At 67.0% G+C, this 14,274-nt stretch carries 15 protein-coding genes, 1 other RNA gene and 1 riboswitch; of the genes, 8 read left to right on the top strand and 8 right to left on the bottom strand.

Annotation, left to right across the window (positions count from 1 at the left end):
• Positions 1-2: 2 nt before the first annotated feature.
• Positions 3-122: riboswitch (FMN riboswitch) on the bottom strand.
• A 92-nt stretch (positions 123-214) separates the two neighbouring features.
• Positions 215-561: a transfer-messenger RNA gene (gene ssrA / locus LXN00_RS04665) on the bottom strand.
• 134 nt (positions 562-695) lie between these two features.
• Between ssrA and rimP the strand changes: the two genes are divergently transcribed.
• The 7 genes from rimP to LXN00_RS04630 all read left to right on the top strand — a co-directional run bounded on the left by rimP (position 696) and on the right by LXN00_RS04630 (position 7,773).
• Positions 696-1,145: a ribosome maturation factor RimP gene (gene rimP, locus LXN00_RS04660; RefSeq protein ID WP_234505481.1), complete on the top strand. Its 450-nt coding sequence runs from the start codon at positions 696-698 to the stop codon at positions 1,143-1,145.
• 8 nt (positions 1,146-1,153) lie between these two features.
• Positions 1,154-2,317: a transcription termination factor NusA gene (gene nusA / locus LXN00_RS04655; protein WP_234505478.1), complete on the top strand. Its 1,164-nt coding sequence runs from the start codon at positions 1,154-1,156 to the stop codon at positions 2,315-2,317.
• On the top strand, positions 2,317-2,592 hold the full coding sequence (locus LXN00_RS04650) for a YlxR family protein (protein ID WP_234505476.1): 276 nt from the start codon (positions 2,317-2,319) through the stop codon (positions 2,590-2,592). Before nusA ends, LXN00_RS04650 begins: the two co-directional genes overlap by 1 nt.
• A complete protein-coding gene (infB, locus tag LXN00_RS04645; protein ID WP_234505473.1) occupies positions 2,561-4,276 on the top strand; it encodes a translation initiation factor IF-2 in 1,716 nt (571 codons plus the stop codon). Before LXN00_RS04650 ends, infB begins: the two co-directional genes overlap by 32 nt.
• Positions 4,277-4,281: 5 nt before the next feature.
• Positions 4,282-4,569, top strand: a complete 288-nt coding sequence (locus LXN00_RS04640) for a hypothetical protein (protein ID WP_234505471.1) — start codon at positions 4,282-4,284, stop codon at positions 4,567-4,569.
• A gap of 108 nt (positions 4,570-4,677) precedes the next feature.
• A complete protein-coding gene (gene secD / locus LXN00_RS04635; RefSeq protein ID WP_234505468.1) occupies positions 4,678-6,885 on the top strand; it encodes a protein translocase subunit SecD in 2,208 nt (735 codons plus the stop codon).
• Between the two features lie 132 nt (positions 6,886-7,017).
• Positions 7,018-7,773, top strand: a complete 756-nt coding sequence (locus tag LXN00_RS04630) for a 3-hydroxybutyrate dehydrogenase (RefSeq protein WP_234505466.1) — start codon at positions 7,018-7,020, stop codon at positions 7,771-7,773.
• On the opposite strand, the gene sdaAA is transcribed toward LXN00_RS04630, so the two are convergent.
• Positions 7,770-8,627: an L-serine ammonia-lyase, iron-sulfur-dependent, subunit alpha gene (gene sdaAA, locus LXN00_RS04625; protein ID WP_234505463.1), complete on the bottom strand. Its 858-nt coding sequence runs from the start codon at positions 8,625-8,627 to the stop codon at positions 7,770-7,772. The genes LXN00_RS04630 and sdaAA overlap by 4 nt on opposite strands.
• Positions 8,628-8,652: 25 nt before the next feature.
• Between sdaAA and LXN00_RS04620 the strand changes: the two genes are divergently transcribed.
• Entirely contained in the window at positions 8,653-9,231 is a 579-nt protein-coding gene (locus LXN00_RS04620) for a response regulator transcription factor (RefSeq protein ID WP_234505460.1), read from the top strand.
• A gap of 38 nt (positions 9,232-9,269) precedes the next feature.
• On the opposite strand, the gene rplS is transcribed toward LXN00_RS04620, so the two are convergent.
• From rplS to LXN00_RS04590, 6 genes are read right to left on the bottom strand one after another with little or no spacing between them, the layout of a single operon-like run.
• On the bottom strand, positions 9,270-9,698 hold the full coding sequence (gene rplS, locus LXN00_RS04615) for a 50S ribosomal protein L19 (protein ID WP_234505457.1): 429 nt from the start codon (positions 9,696-9,698) through the stop codon (positions 9,270-9,272).
• Positions 9,699-9,754: 56 nt separating this feature from the next.
• Positions 9,755-10,474: a tRNA (guanosine(37)-N1)-methyltransferase TrmD gene (gene trmD, locus LXN00_RS04610; RefSeq protein ID WP_234505454.1), complete on the bottom strand. Its 720-nt coding sequence runs from the start codon at positions 10,472-10,474 to the stop codon at positions 9,755-9,757.
• Between the two features lie 6 nt (positions 10,475-10,480).
• The gene (locus tag LXN00_RS04605) at positions 10,481-11,098 is read right to left on the bottom strand and encodes a TetR/AcrR family transcriptional regulator (RefSeq protein WP_234505451.1); all 618 of its coding nucleotides are present in this window, start codon (positions 11,096-11,098) and stop codon (positions 10,481-10,483) included.
• Between the two features lie 25 nt (positions 11,099-11,123).
• Positions 11,124-11,618 (bottom strand): hypothetical protein, encoded by a 495-nt coding sequence (locus tag LXN00_RS04600; protein WP_234505449.1) that lies wholly within the window; start codon positions 11,616-11,618, stop codon positions 11,124-11,126.
• Positions 11,619-11,627: 9 nt separating this feature from the next.
• On the bottom strand, positions 11,628-13,337 hold the full coding sequence (locus LXN00_RS04595) for an FAD-dependent oxidoreductase (RefSeq protein WP_234505446.1): 1,710 nt from the start codon (positions 13,335-13,337) through the stop codon (positions 11,628-11,630).
• Positions 13,338-13,389: 52 nt separating this feature from the next.
• Positions 13,390-14,244 carry an NAD(P)H-dependent flavin oxidoreductase gene (locus LXN00_RS04590; RefSeq protein WP_234505443.1) on the bottom strand — a complete coding sequence of 285 codons (855 nt, stop codon included), beginning with the start codon at positions 14,242-14,244 and terminating at the stop codon, positions 13,390-13,392.
• Positions 14,245-14,274: the final 30 nt, after the last annotated feature.

The following is a 14,274-nucleotide window of genomic DNA, read 5'->3' as shown; positions in this document are numbered from 1 at the left end:
CGGCCCTCCTTCTCCCATCCGGACTTTCACCGTCGGCCCCGGAATTCCACCGGGTCGGGCCCCAAAGGGCTTCGCGGGCTGTCACCGCCGGTGGGGACTTCCACCCCGCCCCGAAGGAGGTGCCCAAGGCACCTACCTCACTTTACCAAGAGGCCAAAGGAGATGTGTCCCAAAGCGCCCAAAAAGGTTAGGGCGCCCCTTGGGGCGCCCTGTCTGGTGGAGGTGGGGGGAGTTGAACCCCCGTCCGAAGGTCCCTACGGCGGGCGTCTACGCGCGTAGTCCGCGTTTTGGGTGTCCTCCTGGCTTAGCCCGCGGACGGGCGGCCAGGAGCGAGCTCCGTTAAGCTTCGCCTTGGGCTACGGAGCCTGGCCCTCGGCTAGCCGGGTTTCGTGTCCCCGCGCTGGCGAGCCCCCGGCGGGGCTTCCAGGCGAGGCCGCGGTCATTAAGCCGCGAGAGCAAGAGGCTTGTTGGCCTTTATTCTTTTGCGGGTTTTTACGAGGCCACCCGCACCTCGGCGCGCAGCCACACCCTCGGCGACCCCCGTCGAGACCGTTCACCCCCGTGTCCTAAGCCGGGCTCGGACCGGCAACCTTGAGTGTACCAGGCTAAAGGGGTTGTAGTCAAGCGCCCCTTGGGTGTAAACTGAGCCCAGTGCTCCCAAGGGAGGGGGGTGGGTGTAAGCCCACCCTTCCTTTGTGAAGGGAGGTGGGGAGGTGCCTGTAGACCTTTGGCGGTTGGTGGAAGAGGCGGTGGAGGCCTTGGGCCTTCAGGTCCTGGAGGTGAAGGAAGCCCCAGGCGAAGTCCTGGTGCGCCTGGAGCGCCTAGACGAGAAGCCCATCACCGTGGCCGACCTGGAACGGGCGAGCCGCCACATAGAGGCCGCCTTGGACCGGGAAGACCCCATCCCGGGAAGCTACCGGCTTCTGGTGGAGTCCCCCGGGCCCAAGCGCCCCCTCTTCACCCGCCGCCACTTTGAGCGCTTCCAGGGCCTAAAGGCCAAGGTAGCAGGGCCCGAGGGCTTCGTGGGGCGGATCCTCAGGGTGGAGGGGGACGAGGTGGTCTTCCAGGTGGGCCTCGAGGAGAAGCGCTTAAAGCTCGGCACCTTCCGCGCCAACCTGGCCGAGTGGCCCGAGGAGCCTAGGTAGGAGGAAGCATGAACCGGGAATTCGTTGACGCCATGCAACAGCTGGCCCTGGAGCGGGGCGTAAGCACCGAAGAGATCCTAGAAGCCTTCAAGGAGGCCCTGCGCAAGGCCTACATCAAACGGCAGAAGGGCTACCGCAAGGAAGAGGTGGACGCCGGCAAGGGCCCCGAGGTGGACGTGTACATTGACCCCCAGACGGGCCGCATTGAGATGGTGGAGGTCCGCAAGGTGGTGGAGAAGGTGGAGGACCCGGACAAGGAGATCGCCCTTTCCGAGGCCCTCCAGTACGACCCCGAGGTGCAGGTGGGGGACGAGATGGAGTTCCCCATTGACCCCGAGGGGCTTTCCCGCATGGCCATCCAGGACCTGCGCCAGATCCTCACCCAACGCCTCAAGGAGTCCGAGCGCAACCGCATCTACAACGAGTACAAGGACAAGGAGGGCCAGGTGCTCACGGGGGTGGTGACCCGGGTGGACAACCGGGGGAACGTCTTCGTGGAGCTGGGCCGGGGCGAGGCCTACCTGCCCAAGAGCGAGCAGATCCCCACGGAGAAGTACTACCCCGGGCAGCGCCTTAAGGTCTACCTGAAGAAGGTGGACCGCTCCGCCAAGGGGCCTTCCCTCATCGTGAGCCGGGCCCACGAGAAGCTCTTGGAACACATCCTCAAGCAGGAGGTCCCGGAGATCGCCGAGGGCATCGTGGAGATCAAGGCCATCGCCCGGGAGCCTGGCCGCCGCAGCAAGGTGGCGGTGATGAGCCACAACCCCAACGTGGACCCCATCGGGGCCTGCATCGGCCACAAGGGGCAGCGCATCCAGGCGGTTTCGGCGGAGCTGGGCCGGGAGAAGGTGGACATCATCCTCTGGTCCAAGGACCCCAAGGAGTTCATCCGCAACGCCCTCTCCCCCGCCCAGGTGGGCTCCATTGAGCTGGACCCGGAAACGAAGAAGGCCCGGGTAAAGGTGACCAAGGACCAGCACTCCCTGGCCATCGGCACCGGGGGGCAGAACGTGCGCCTGGCCTCCAAGCTCACGGGGTACGACATCCACTTTGAGGAGGCGGAGATCTCCGACCTGGACGAGGCCATCCGCCGGGCCGCCGAGGAGGAAGCGGGTGCGCCCACCCGGGCCCGGGAAGAGTTTGAAAAGCTCTTCAAGGACCTTTCCGAGTGATGCGGCACATCCCCTTACGCATGTGCGTGGCCTGCCGTAGGAGGCGGCCTAAAGGGGAGCTTTTGCGCATCCTCATGACCCCCGAGGGGTTCCGGCTGGACCCCACGGGCAAGCTTCCGGGCCGGGGGGCTTACGTCTGCCCCGACAACCCGGACTGCTGGACGGAAAAGAAACTAAGGCGCTTCGCCGGGGCCCGGGCCAAGGCGCTTTCCGAGGCCCTTTGGGCCCATTTAGGAGGTAACGATGGCCAAGGTACGCATCTACCAGCTGGCTAAAGAGCTGGGCATGGAAAACGAGGAGCTTTTGGAGCTCCTGGACCAGATGGGGGTTCCCTACAAGTCCCACGCCTCCACCCTTTCCGAAGAGGACGCCGAGGCGGTGCGGGAGCTCGTGCGGGAGCAACGGGGGCTCCAAGAGAAGCTGGCGGAGGAAGAGCGCAGGAAGAGCCTCCCCAAACGCCCCCCCGTGGTGGTCATCATGGGCCACGTGGACCACGGGAAGACCACCCTCTTGGACTACCTGCGCAAAAGCCGCATCGCCGAGAAGGAGGCGGGGGGGATTACCCAGCACGTGGGGGCCTTTGAGGTCAAGACCCCTCAGGGTACCGTGGTCTTCATTGACACCCCGGGCCACGAGGCCTTCACCACCATCCGCCAGCGGGGGGCTAAGGTGGCGGACATCGCCGTCATCGTCATCGCCGCCGACGACGGGGTCATGCCCCAGACCGAGGAGGCCATCGCCCACGCCAAGGCCGCCGGGGCGAAGATCATCTTCGCCCTGAATAAGATGGACCTGCCCCAGGCCGACCCCGAGAAGGTGAAGCGGCAACTCATGGAGCGGGGCTTCGTCCCGGAGGAGTACGGCGGGGACGCCATCATCGTCCCCATCAGCGCCAAGACGGGGCAGGGGGTGCAGGACCTTTTGGAGATGATCCTCCTCATCGCCGAGCTGGAGGACTACCGGGCCGACCCCAACGCCGAGCCCCGGGGGGTGATCCTGGAGTCCAAGCTGGACAAGCAGGCGGGGATCATCGCCAACATGCTGGTGCAGGAAGGCACCTTCCGCGTGGGGGACTACGTGGTGGCCGGGGAGGTCTACGGGCGCATCCGGGCCATGCTGGACGCCGACGGGAACCAGCGCAAGGAAGCGGGGCCGGGGAGCGCCGTCCAGGTCCTGGGCTTCCAAGAACTCCCCCACGCCGGGGATGTGGTGGAGTGGGTGCCGGACCTCGAGGCTGCCAAGGAGATCGCCGAGGAGCGGAAGGAGGAGCGCCGCGCCCGGGAAGAGGCGGAAAAGGAGCGCCGCCCCAAGACCATGGCCGACCTCCTGCGGGCCTTGCAGGAGGAGGGCAAGAAGGAGGTGAACCTCATCCTGCGGGCGGACACCCAAGGCTCCTTGGAAGCTATCCAGCACATCCTGGCCAAGGAGAGCACCGAGGAGGTGGGCATCAACGTCCTCCTGGCCCAGGTGGGCGCCCCCACGGAGTCGGACGTCCTCCTGGCCCAGACGGCGGGGGCCGCCATCCTGGCCTTCGGCGTGAACCCCCCAGGCTCGGTGAAGAAGGCGGCGGAGCAGAAGGGCGTGCTCCTCAAGACCTTCCGCATCATCTACGACCTTATTGACGAGGTGCGGGCCATGGTCAAGGGGCAGAAGGAGCCCCAGTACAAGGAGGAGATCCTGGGCCGGGCCGAGGTGCGCGCCGTCTTCCGCCTGCCCACGGGCAAGCAGGTGGCGGGGTGCATGGTGACCCAGGGCAAGATCCCCCGGAACGCCGAGGTGAGGGTCCTGCGCAAGGGGCAGGAGATCTGGAAAGGCCGCATCGCCAGCCTCAAGCGCTTCAAGGAGGACGTGCGGGAGGTGGCCCAGGGGTACGAGTGCGGGATTGGCCTCGAGGGCTTTGACGACTTCCAGGAAGGGGACATCATAGAAGCCTTCCAGATGGTGGAGGTGCCCGCCTAAAGGCCATGCGGGGCCTGAGGCTTCTGGCCGCCCTAGGCCTCCTCTTGCCGGGGTTCGCCCTCTCCCCTTCCCCGGGCAAGGGGGAGGCGGGGCTTCTGGCTAAAGGCCCCACCCTCGTGTTAAAGGAAGACCGGGGCGGGAGCTTTGCGCCGCCCCTTTGGGGGAGCGTAAGCCGGCCCACCCTGCCCCGGCCGCCCCGGCCTAGGAATAGCCCGCTTCCCGCCCTACGGGAGACCCTACCCCAACCCGGGCTTTACCTCCTCTATCGGAAACTCCAGCTAGAAGGCGGCTAAGGCCCTCCCCCCGCCCTTGGCGCCTTACGGGAAGGGGGCGCCAAGCCTAGGGGGTCTTCCGGCCTTCCCCCGGCTATAGGAGCCTTGACGTATGCCAAAGGAGTGGGCATGAACCGCAAGCTACTTAACGGACTTTTCCTCCTATCCCTCTTTCTCCTTTCCTTGCTCTTCGTCTGGAAGCCTTGGGCCCCAAGCGAACCCAAGATCAAGCTAGGTCTGGACCTCAAAGGGGGCTTGCGCATCGTCCTGGAAGCGGATGTGGAGAACCCCACCCCCGATGACCTGGAAAAGGCCCGCACCGTTCTGGAAAACCGCATCAACGCCCTGGGGGTGGCGGAACCCCTCATCCAGATCCAGGGCCAGAAGCGCATCGTGGTGGAGCTGCCCGGGCTCTCCCAGGCGGACCAGGACCGGGCGCTCAAGCTCATCGGCCAGCGAGCGGTGCTGGAGTTCCGCATCCTCAAGGAAGGGGCCACCGGCACCACCGTGGCCCAGATCAACCAGGCCCTTAGGGAAAACCCGCGGCTCAAGCGGGAAGATTTGGAAAAGGACCTCATCAAGCCCGAGGACCTAGGCCCACCCCTTTTGACGGGAGCGGACCTGGCGGACGCCCGGGCGGTCTTTGACCAGTTTGGCCGCCCCCAGGTGGCCCTCACCTTCACCCCGGAAGGGGCGAAGAAGTTTGAGGAGGTGACCCGGGCCAACGTGGGCAAGCAGCTCGCCATCGTCCTGGACGGCAAGGTCTACACCGCCCCCGTAATCCGCCAGGCCATCACCGGAGGGCAGGCGGTGATTGAGGGCCTTTCCGGCCTCGAGGAGGCCAGCGAGATCGCCCTGGTCCTGCGCTCAGGGGCCCTGCCCGTGCCCCTCAAGGTGGCGGAGATCCGGGCCATCGGCCCCACCCTGGGCCAAGACGCCATCCAGGCGGGCATCCGCTCGGCCCTTATCGGAACGCTCGCCATCTTCCTCCTCATCTTCGCCTACTACGGGACAAGCCTCGGCCTGGTGGCCTCCTTGGGCCTCCTCTACACCTCCGCCCTTATCCTCGGCCTCCTCTCGGGACTCGGGGCCACCCTGACCCTCCCCGGCATCGCCGGCCTGGTCCTCACCCTGGGGGCGGCGGTGGACGGGAACGTCCTCTCCTTTGAGCGCATCAAGGAGGAGCTACGGGCCGGGAAACGGTTCCGCCAGGCCATCCCCGAGGGCTTCAAACACTCCACCCTCACCATCCTGGACGTGAACGCCGCCCACCTCCTGGCGGCGGCGGCCCTTTACCAGTACGCCACGGGGCCCGTGCGGGGCTTCGCCGTGGTCCTGGCCATCGGGGTGGTGGCGAGCGTCTTCTCCAACCTGGTCTTTAGCCGCTACCTCCTGGAACGCCTGGCGGAACGCCGGGAAATCCGCCCCCCCATGTGGCTCGTGGACCCCCGCTTCAACTTCATGGGCCCTGCCCGGTACATCACCGTGGCCACCCTGCTCCTGGCCGTCTTTGCGGCGGGGGTGGTCTTCACCAAGGGCTTCAACTACTCCATTGACTTCACGGGGGGCACCGCCTACACCCTGCGCACCGCTCCCGGGACGAGCGTGGACGCCCTAAGGCGCTTCCTGGAAGAAAGGGGCTTCCCCGCTAAAGAAGCGGTGATCACCGAGGTCCAGGCCCCCGTGGCGGACCACAAGGAGTTTTCCGTCAAGCTCCCCCCTCTCCCCGACGAGAAGCGCCTGGAACTGGAAAGGCTCCTGGAAACGGAGCTCAAGGCCACGGTCCTCACCTCGGAGACCGTGGGCCCAGCCATCGGCTCGGAGCTCCGCCGGGATGCGGTCATGGCGGTGCTGGTGGGCCTGGGGCTCATCCTCCTCTACGTGGCCTTCCGCTTTGACTGGACCTTCGGGGTGGCGAGCGTCTTGGCCGTGGCCCACGACGTGGCCATCGTGGCGGGGATGTATAGCCTTCTCAACCTGGAGTTCTCCATCCCCACCATCGCCGCCCTCCTCACCGTGGTGGGCTACTCCATCAACGACTCCATCGTGGTTTCCGACCGGATACGGGAAAACCAGAAGCTCCTTAGGGGCTTGCCGTACGCCGAACTGGTGAACCGCTCCATCAACCAGACCCTCTCCCGCACCCTCATGACGAGCCTCACCACCCTCCTCCCCATCCTGGCCCTCCTCTTCCTGGGAGGAAGCGTCCTCCGGGACTTCGCCCTGGCCATCTTCGTGGGCATCTTCGTGGGCACCTATAGCTCCATCTACGTGGTGAGCGCCCTGGTGGTGTTCTGGAAGAACCTTAGGCGGAAGGAGGCGAAGAAGGCGGCCTAAACCCCAAGCGCTTTCGCCCGGGCCCCGTGTGGGCCCGGGTTCCCTTTGCCAAGGGGGAAACCCCTTGCACGAGGCGCTTCCGGATACGCGCGGTCTACCCGATGTAGGATAGCCCAAGGAGGCAACGAGGAGATGGATAGCTTCGCAGGCAAGACGGTCCTCGTCACGGGCGCCGCCAGCGGCATCGGGCGCGCCATCGCCGAGGCCTTCGCCCGGGAAGGGGCCAAGGTCCTGGTCCACGACGTAAGGGATGCAAGCGCCCTCGCAGAGGAGCTAGGCGGGGTCTACCTCCAGGCCGACCTGGCGGATCCCCAACAGGTGGCCGCCCTGGGGCGGGAGGCGGCCCGCTTCGGCGCCGACATCCTGGTGAACAACGCCGGCTTCCAACACATAGACCCCGTGGAGGCCTTCCCCCTGGAAACCTGGCAGAGGATGCTCCAGGTGATGCTCACCGCCCCCTTCCAGCTCATCCAGGCCCTTCTGCCGGGCATGAAGGAGCGAGGGTATGGCCGCATCCTCAACATCGCCAGCGTCCACGGCCTGGTGGCAAGCCCCTACAAATCCGCCTACATCGCCGCCAAGCACGGGCTTATCGGCCTCACCAAGACGGTGGCCTTGGAGGCCGGGCCCTATGGGGTCACGGCAAACGCCATCGCCCCGGCCTACGTGCGCACCCCCTTGGTGGAAAACCAGGTGGCCGACCAGGCGCGGACCTTGGGCATACCGGAGGCGGAGGTGGTGGAGCGGGTCTTCCTGGCCCAGGCCGCCATCAAGCGCCTCATTGAGCCCGAGGAGGTGGCGGCCTTGGCCCTCTACCTGGCCTCGGAGAAAGCGGGGGCCATCACAGGGGCGGTCTTCCCCATTGACCTGGGCTGGACCGCCCGCTAGGGGGCTTTCTTGAGGGCCTCTTCGGCCAGTTTGCGCCCCGTGGGGGTATCGGCCAGGCCGCCAAGGCCCGTTTCCTTGAGCTCCAGAGGGAGGAGGCGGCCAATCCCTGCCATGGCCAAGACCACCTCGTCCGGGGGGATGACGCTCCTTATCCCCGCCAGGGCCATGGAGGCAGCGCTCACGGCGTGCACGGCGTAGAAGCCGTTCCGCATCACGCAGGGCACCTCCACGAACCCCCCCACGGGGTCACAGACGAGGCCCAGGGTGTTCTGAAGGGCCAGGGCGGCGGCGTGGGCCGAGGCCTCGGGGCTTCCCCCAAGGAGTTCCGTCACGGCGGCGGCGGCCATGGCGGCGGAAGCACCGATCTCCGCCTGGCACCCCCCGCTCGCCCCGGCGATGTGGATGACCCGGCTGATCATCTTGGCCACCCCGGCCGCCAGGACCAGGGGCATGAGGAGCTTCTCGTCGGGAATGCCCAGGTGGTCCGCCACCCCCAAAAGGGCCCCGGGCAGGGTGCCGGCGCTCCCCGCCGTGGGGGCGGCCACGATGCGCCCCATGCGGGCGTTCTCCTCGTTCACCGCCATGGCGTAGGCCTGGACCCGCTTCAAGAGAGGGTCCTTTAGGGGGTCTTCCGCTTCCCAAAGCGTCTTGGCGTTTTTCCCCACCATCCCTGCCACGCTGGGGGCGTCCGAGGCCAGGCCCCGGCGAATGGAGTCCCGCATGACGCTAAGGCGCTCCGCCAGTTTGGCCAAAATGGCCTCGGGGGCTAGGCCCGTTTCCTCCACTTCCTCCTTAAGGACGTGTTCCGAAGCCCGGCCGGAAAGCTCCGCCAGGCGGTTAAGCGTGAGGGCCATGCGTCCAGTATAGTCTTTAAGGAACGTGCGCCTCCTCATCGCCGACGACCACCCCCTCTTCCGCCTGGGCCTGAGGGCAGGCCTCGAGGCGCAGGGCCTCGAGGTGGTGGGCGAGGCTCAGGACGGCCTGGAGGCCCTGGAAAAGACCCTGGCCCTAAACCCGGACGCGGCGCTCCTGGACCTGAGGCTTCCCGGCCTGGACGGCCTGGAGGTGGTGAGACAGCTTCGGGCGAAGGGCTACCGGGGCCTTCTCGCCCTCCTCACCACCTACCAGGAGCCCGCCTTGGTCCAGGAGGCCTGGCGGGCGGGGGCCGACGCCTACTTCTCCAAGGAGCTTTCCGCCCCCGAACTGAAACACCGCCTCCTCAAGGTGGCGCGGGGCGAGGAAAAGCTAACCCCCCCGGACCTCCCCCCCCTCACGCCCCGGGAACGGGAGGTGCTCCACCTCCTGGCCCAAGGGCTATCCGTGAAGGAGATGGCCCGCCTCCTCGGACTCTCCCCCGACACGGTCAAGGACCACCTAGAAAGCCTTTACGGCAAGCTCTTGGCCAAAAACCGGGTAGAGGCGCTGGAGCGGGCAAGGGCCCTGGGCTTTTTGAAGTGAAAGGGGGCGGCATAGCCGCCCCCCGGCGGAAGACCCCCTTACTCCTCTGCCCCGCCCTGGGCCTCGGCCTGGGCCGCCGCCTTGGCCCGCTCCTGGTCCTGGCCGATGCGCTTGCGGTCGGCCCGGAGCTTGCGGCGGATCTCCCTTTCGGAGAGCTCCCGGATGAAGTAGAGCTTGGCCCGCCGGGCCCGGCCCCGCTGCACGATCTCCACCTTGTCAATCAGGGGGGAGTTCATGGGGAAGATGCGCTCCACCCCCACCCCATAGCTCACCTTGCGCACGGTGAAGCTGGAGTTGTACCCGTTCCGCTTAACCTTGATGACGATGCCCTCAAAGTTCTGGATGCGGGTGCGGTTGCCTTCCTTCACCCGGTAGGCCACCCGCACGGTGTCGCCCGGCCGGAACTCGGGCAGGTCGGTGCGGGTGTAACGGGATTCCACCACCTTAAGAAGCGCTCCTCGGTTCATGCTCGGCCTCCGTCCCAGAGGAACCCTTCAAGGGTTCGTGGGCAACAGCCTCTAGTCTATTCCTCCCGGTCCAGTTCCGCAAGCCAGGTGGCCTCGAGGGCCCCAAGCCTCGCCCGCCGCAAGAGCTCCGGCCTAAGGAGCAGGGTGCGCTTTAGGGCCTCCCGCCGGCGCCACCTTTCCACCTCCTGGTGGTGGCCCGTGAGGAGGACCTCCGGCACCCTTAACCCCCGGAACTCGGGGGGGCGCGTGTAATGAGGGTAGTCCAGAAGCCCCCGCACGAAGGAGTCCTCCCGGTGGCTCTCCGGGTCGCCGATGACCCCCGGAAGGAGGCGGGCCGTGGCCTCCAGCACCGCCAAGGCCGCCACCTCCCCCCCCATGAGGACGTAGTCCCCGATGGAGAGCGTCCGGGTGACGAAGGCCTCCACCCGGGCGTCAAACCCCTCGTAGCGGCCCGAGAGGAGGACCAGGTGGGACTTATGGGCCAGCTCCTCCGCCACCTCCTGGGTAAAGGGCTCCCCCGCCGGCGTGAGGAGGATGACCTCGTCCGCGGGCAGGACGGACTCAATGGCGGCCACAGCCACGTCGGGCCGGATCACCATCCCGGCCCCGCCCCCATAGGGGGTGTCGTCCACGCTCCGGTGACGCCCCAGGCCGAAGGCCCGCAGGTCCACCACCTCCACCTGCAAAAGTCCTCGCCCTAACGCCTTGCCGATAAGAGACTCCCGAAACCATGGCCGCAACAAATCGGGGAAAAGGGTCAGGAAGGTGTAGCGCATCGCGCCCTAGGCCTCCGCAGCCGGGACACCCTGACGGGTAAGGATTCCCTCTAAAGCCAAGCGCAGCGACCGCTCCAACTCCACGGTCAAATCGCGATGCGGCGTATAGGCAGCCCACCGCAAGGCGGCAAGGAAGTACAGGTCAGCCAGGGTCCGCCCCATTCGCTCCAGAGAAAGGTCCCGCCGCACAACCCCCTTTTCCTGCAAAGGGCGCAACACCTCGGCGATAAGATCCCCTAAAGGAAGCGCCTCAAAAGCCGCCCTGGCCCGTACGGGGTCCGGATTGAGAAGCTCGTAAAGAAGGGGCAACAGGAGCCCCTTTTCCTCCTTGGTGTACCGGGCAAGCTCGTTGAAGAGCTGATAAAGCACCTCCAGAGGATCCATGCCCTGGGAAAGGTAGCGGCGCACCTCTGCTTTGGCGTATTCCAAAAGCTGCGCGCCGTACTCCAGCAACACCGCCTCCTTGTAGGGGAAGTAGTTGAAGAAGGTGCCCCGGGAAACGTGGGCCGCCTTGGCGATGTCCGTGGCGGTGGTTTCCTGGAAGCCCCGCTCGCGGAAAAGCTTCATGGCCGCCTGGAAGATGCGGTCCCGGCGGCGCTTCTTTTGGTATTCCCGGACGGACATGGGTTTAGTGTACTCCAGTTCAAACTTAAAGCACAACCGCTTTCTGAGCCCAGTCTTCTATGGCCGGAAGGAGGGCGAGCCCCCCCTGGGAGGAATAGACCCTGTCCACCTTCCAGAAAACCCCCTCCCGCACCCGATAGCCCATCCGCGCCAGGTCCTGGGCCACCTCTCCCCCCGCCGCCACCTCCAGGGGAAGCCTTCCCGCCTCCGCCAAAAAGAGGTGGGCGTTGAAGCCCACGAAGACAGCTTCCAAATCCCCCCACACCTCTTCCAAGAAGGCCAGCCAAGCGGGGTCCCCGGCTACCCGCTTAGGCCTCCTAGCCCCGGGGATGAGGAGGGCCTTGGGCTTTGGGGCCGCCGGGAAAGCGTAGGTAGGGGTCCAAACGGACCCCGCAAGCCCAGGCGTCCCCTTCCTGCCCTTGGCCACGGTGTAGGCGGGGATCTCTAGACGGCGGGCCGCCTCGAGGCCAAGGGCGGCCTCCAGCTCGGAGAACTCGGGAAGGAGCAGGACCGCAAGCACCCTAGGCCATTATGGCAGAAGGCGGAAGAGGAGCCGGGCCGCCTCGCCCCGGCTCACCCGTTCCTTCCCGGGGACCGGGGCTTCTCCCAGGGCCTGGAGGAGGGCGTTCAAAAGGGGGCGTCGCATAGGTTTTTGCAACTCTTCCCGGTAAAGCTCCCTGGCCTTGAGGACCACCCTCAGGCGCTCCTCGGGCCCCTTGGCCCGGTAGTAGTGCTCCAGGTTGGCCAGGAAGTCGCCCAGCAACATGGGCTCCCCAAGGCCCAGGCTCCCTTTGAGGTAGTAAGGCCCGGCGAAAAGCCCCCGCCGCAAAAGGCGCACCGCCTCCCGGTAAGCCCCTCCCTCCGCCTCCACCCGGCCCTTCTCCTTGGAGGAAAGCCGGGCCCCCCGCTCCAAAAGCCGCTTGCGCAGGGCCTCGAGGGCGCTTGGGCTTGCGGCGAACTCCTGGAAGCTCCCCAGGGGCACCCGCATAAGCCCCGCCTGGGGGGCAAGCCGTAGAAGGGCCACCGCCACCCCCGCCGCCTCCCCCAAGGCCATCTGCAAAGGAACCACCCGGGCGGAGAAGGCCGCCACGCTGTCAAACCCCGCCGCCTGGGAAACCACCAGCACGTTGGCGAGCTCCCTGGGGACGAGGGTGCGGAAGGGGACGCCATAGGGCGCCGGGGTCCCTAGGAGGTAGGGGGTCTCCCCGGGAAAGTAGGCCTGGCCGTCCAGGGGGTAGCCGCCCAGGGCCACGGCGTCGGGAAAGTCCTTGCCCAGGAGGACCTCCTCCGCCCGCAGGCGGTAAAGGGCCTTGAGGTGGCGGCTTTCCCGCAGGTAAAGGGCCGGGGCTACCCCCGCAAGCCGGGCGGTGCCGAAGAGCAAGGGGTCCTTTTCCCGCAGAAAGGCCACCACCCGCTCCGCTTCCAAAGCCGCCTCCTGCCGTCTGCGTTCCAGATCCGCGGGGTCTAGCCCTTCCAGGCCGAAAAGGAGAAGGGCGTTCACCAGGAGGCTCCCGTCATCCTGCCGGGCCAGGTTCAGGCCCCTTAAGGCGTAACGGCCAGGGTCGGAGGGCGTATACCCCCGCACCAGCTCGCCAAAGCCCCAGCCGCTCCGCCCCCAGGCCCCAGCCCCCGTGCGCCGCACCTGCCCCTCGTAGTTGAGGGCCAGGAAGACCGCCCCCCAAGGCACCCCTTCCAGGCGGAAAACCAAGGTGGCGGCCATGGTGCGCCGGTCTAGCCCCGTGTCCTCCCGGCCCAAGGTGAAGGAGGCCCCGGCGCGGAAGGCCAGCTCCGCCGTGTCGCTGGCGTCCAGGAAGTAGGGGGCCTGGTAGGCGGCTTTGGGCGTCTTCAGGGCGAGAAGGCGCGCTTCCTCCACCTCCACGCCGTCCAAGGGCTCCTCGAGGCGCACCTCCACCCCCGCCTCCCGAAGCATCGCAAGGAAGGCTTCCTCCGCCCGTCTCACGTCAAAGGAAGCCTCGCCCCCCACAAGGCGGTAAAACCTCCGGAAAAGCCCCCCTTGGAGAAGGCCTTCCCCATCCTTGGCCAGGTCCAAGGTGGCGAGCCAGCCCTGGGTAAGGACGCCCCCCACGCCCCGGCCGGGCTCCACCAAGGCCACCTTGAGCCCCTCCTGGGCTGCGGCCACCGCCGCCGTTACCCCTTGCGGGGTGGCCCCGTAAACCACCAGGTCGTACTGGGCCAAGGCTAGCCCCAAGAGGGCAAGGAGCCCCATCCACGCCCGCATAACCCCCTCCCCCACTGCCCCCATGCGGGGCCTTATCCAGGAACCAAGCCTTTTAGGGCAGTTGGCGCTTCGCCTCCTCGTACTCCTTTACCAGACGGGCCACCACCTCCTTGGCCGAGGGGATATCCCGGATGAAGGCCACCCCGTGCCCGGCGGAGTAGACCTCCTTCCAGGCCTTCCCCCCGCCTTGGCGGAAGCGCTCCAGGGACTCCTTGAGGAAGTTGGCGGGCACCCCGGTCACCTCGGGGGTGTACTGGATGTCCTCAGGGGTGGCGCGGAGAAGGGACTCCTTGTAGTCCAAGGGGGCCTCGGACTCCAGGGTGGCGATGAAGCGGGTGCCGATGTAGGCCCCGTCCCCCAGGGCCAAGGCGGCGAGGAGCTGCCTCCCCGTGGCGATCCCCCCGGCGATGAGGACGGGGACCCCCAGCTCCTCCCTCAGCCAGGGACCGAGGACGAAGGGGCTAACGCCCCCGGCATGCCCCCCGGCCCCCGCCGCCACGGCCACCAGGGCGTCGGCCCCCGCCTCCACCGCCTTCCTGCCGTGCCTTAAGCCCACCACGTCGCACCAGACCACGCCCCCATAGGCCTTGACCTTCTCCACCACCCGCGTGGGGTCCCCCAAGGAGGTGACCACCAAGGGGACCTTGCGCTCGGCCACGGCCTCCAGGTCCTCCTCGAGGCGGGGGTTATTCTTAAGGATGAGGTTCACGCCGAAGGGAACCCCCTGGGGGAAGGTTTCCAGGAACTCCCGAAAGGCGGCGTGGGTGCGGAAGTTGAGGCTAGGGATGACCCCGATGGCCCCCGCCTCGGCCACGGCCAAAAGGAGCCTGGCCCCGGAAACCAAAAACATGGGGGCGGCCACGATGGGGTAGCGGATGCCCAACATCCTCGTGATGGCGGTCTCCATGGGGGAGATTTTACCCGGTTCAAGGATAAT

This window comes from Thermus brockianus (assembly GCF_021462505.1).
GTDB lineage: Bacteria > Deinococcota > Deinococci > Deinococcales > Thermaceae > Thermus > Thermus hydrothermalis.
Note: the sequence above shows the minus strand (reverse complement) of the source record. Positions and strands in the feature narration are given on the sequence as shown.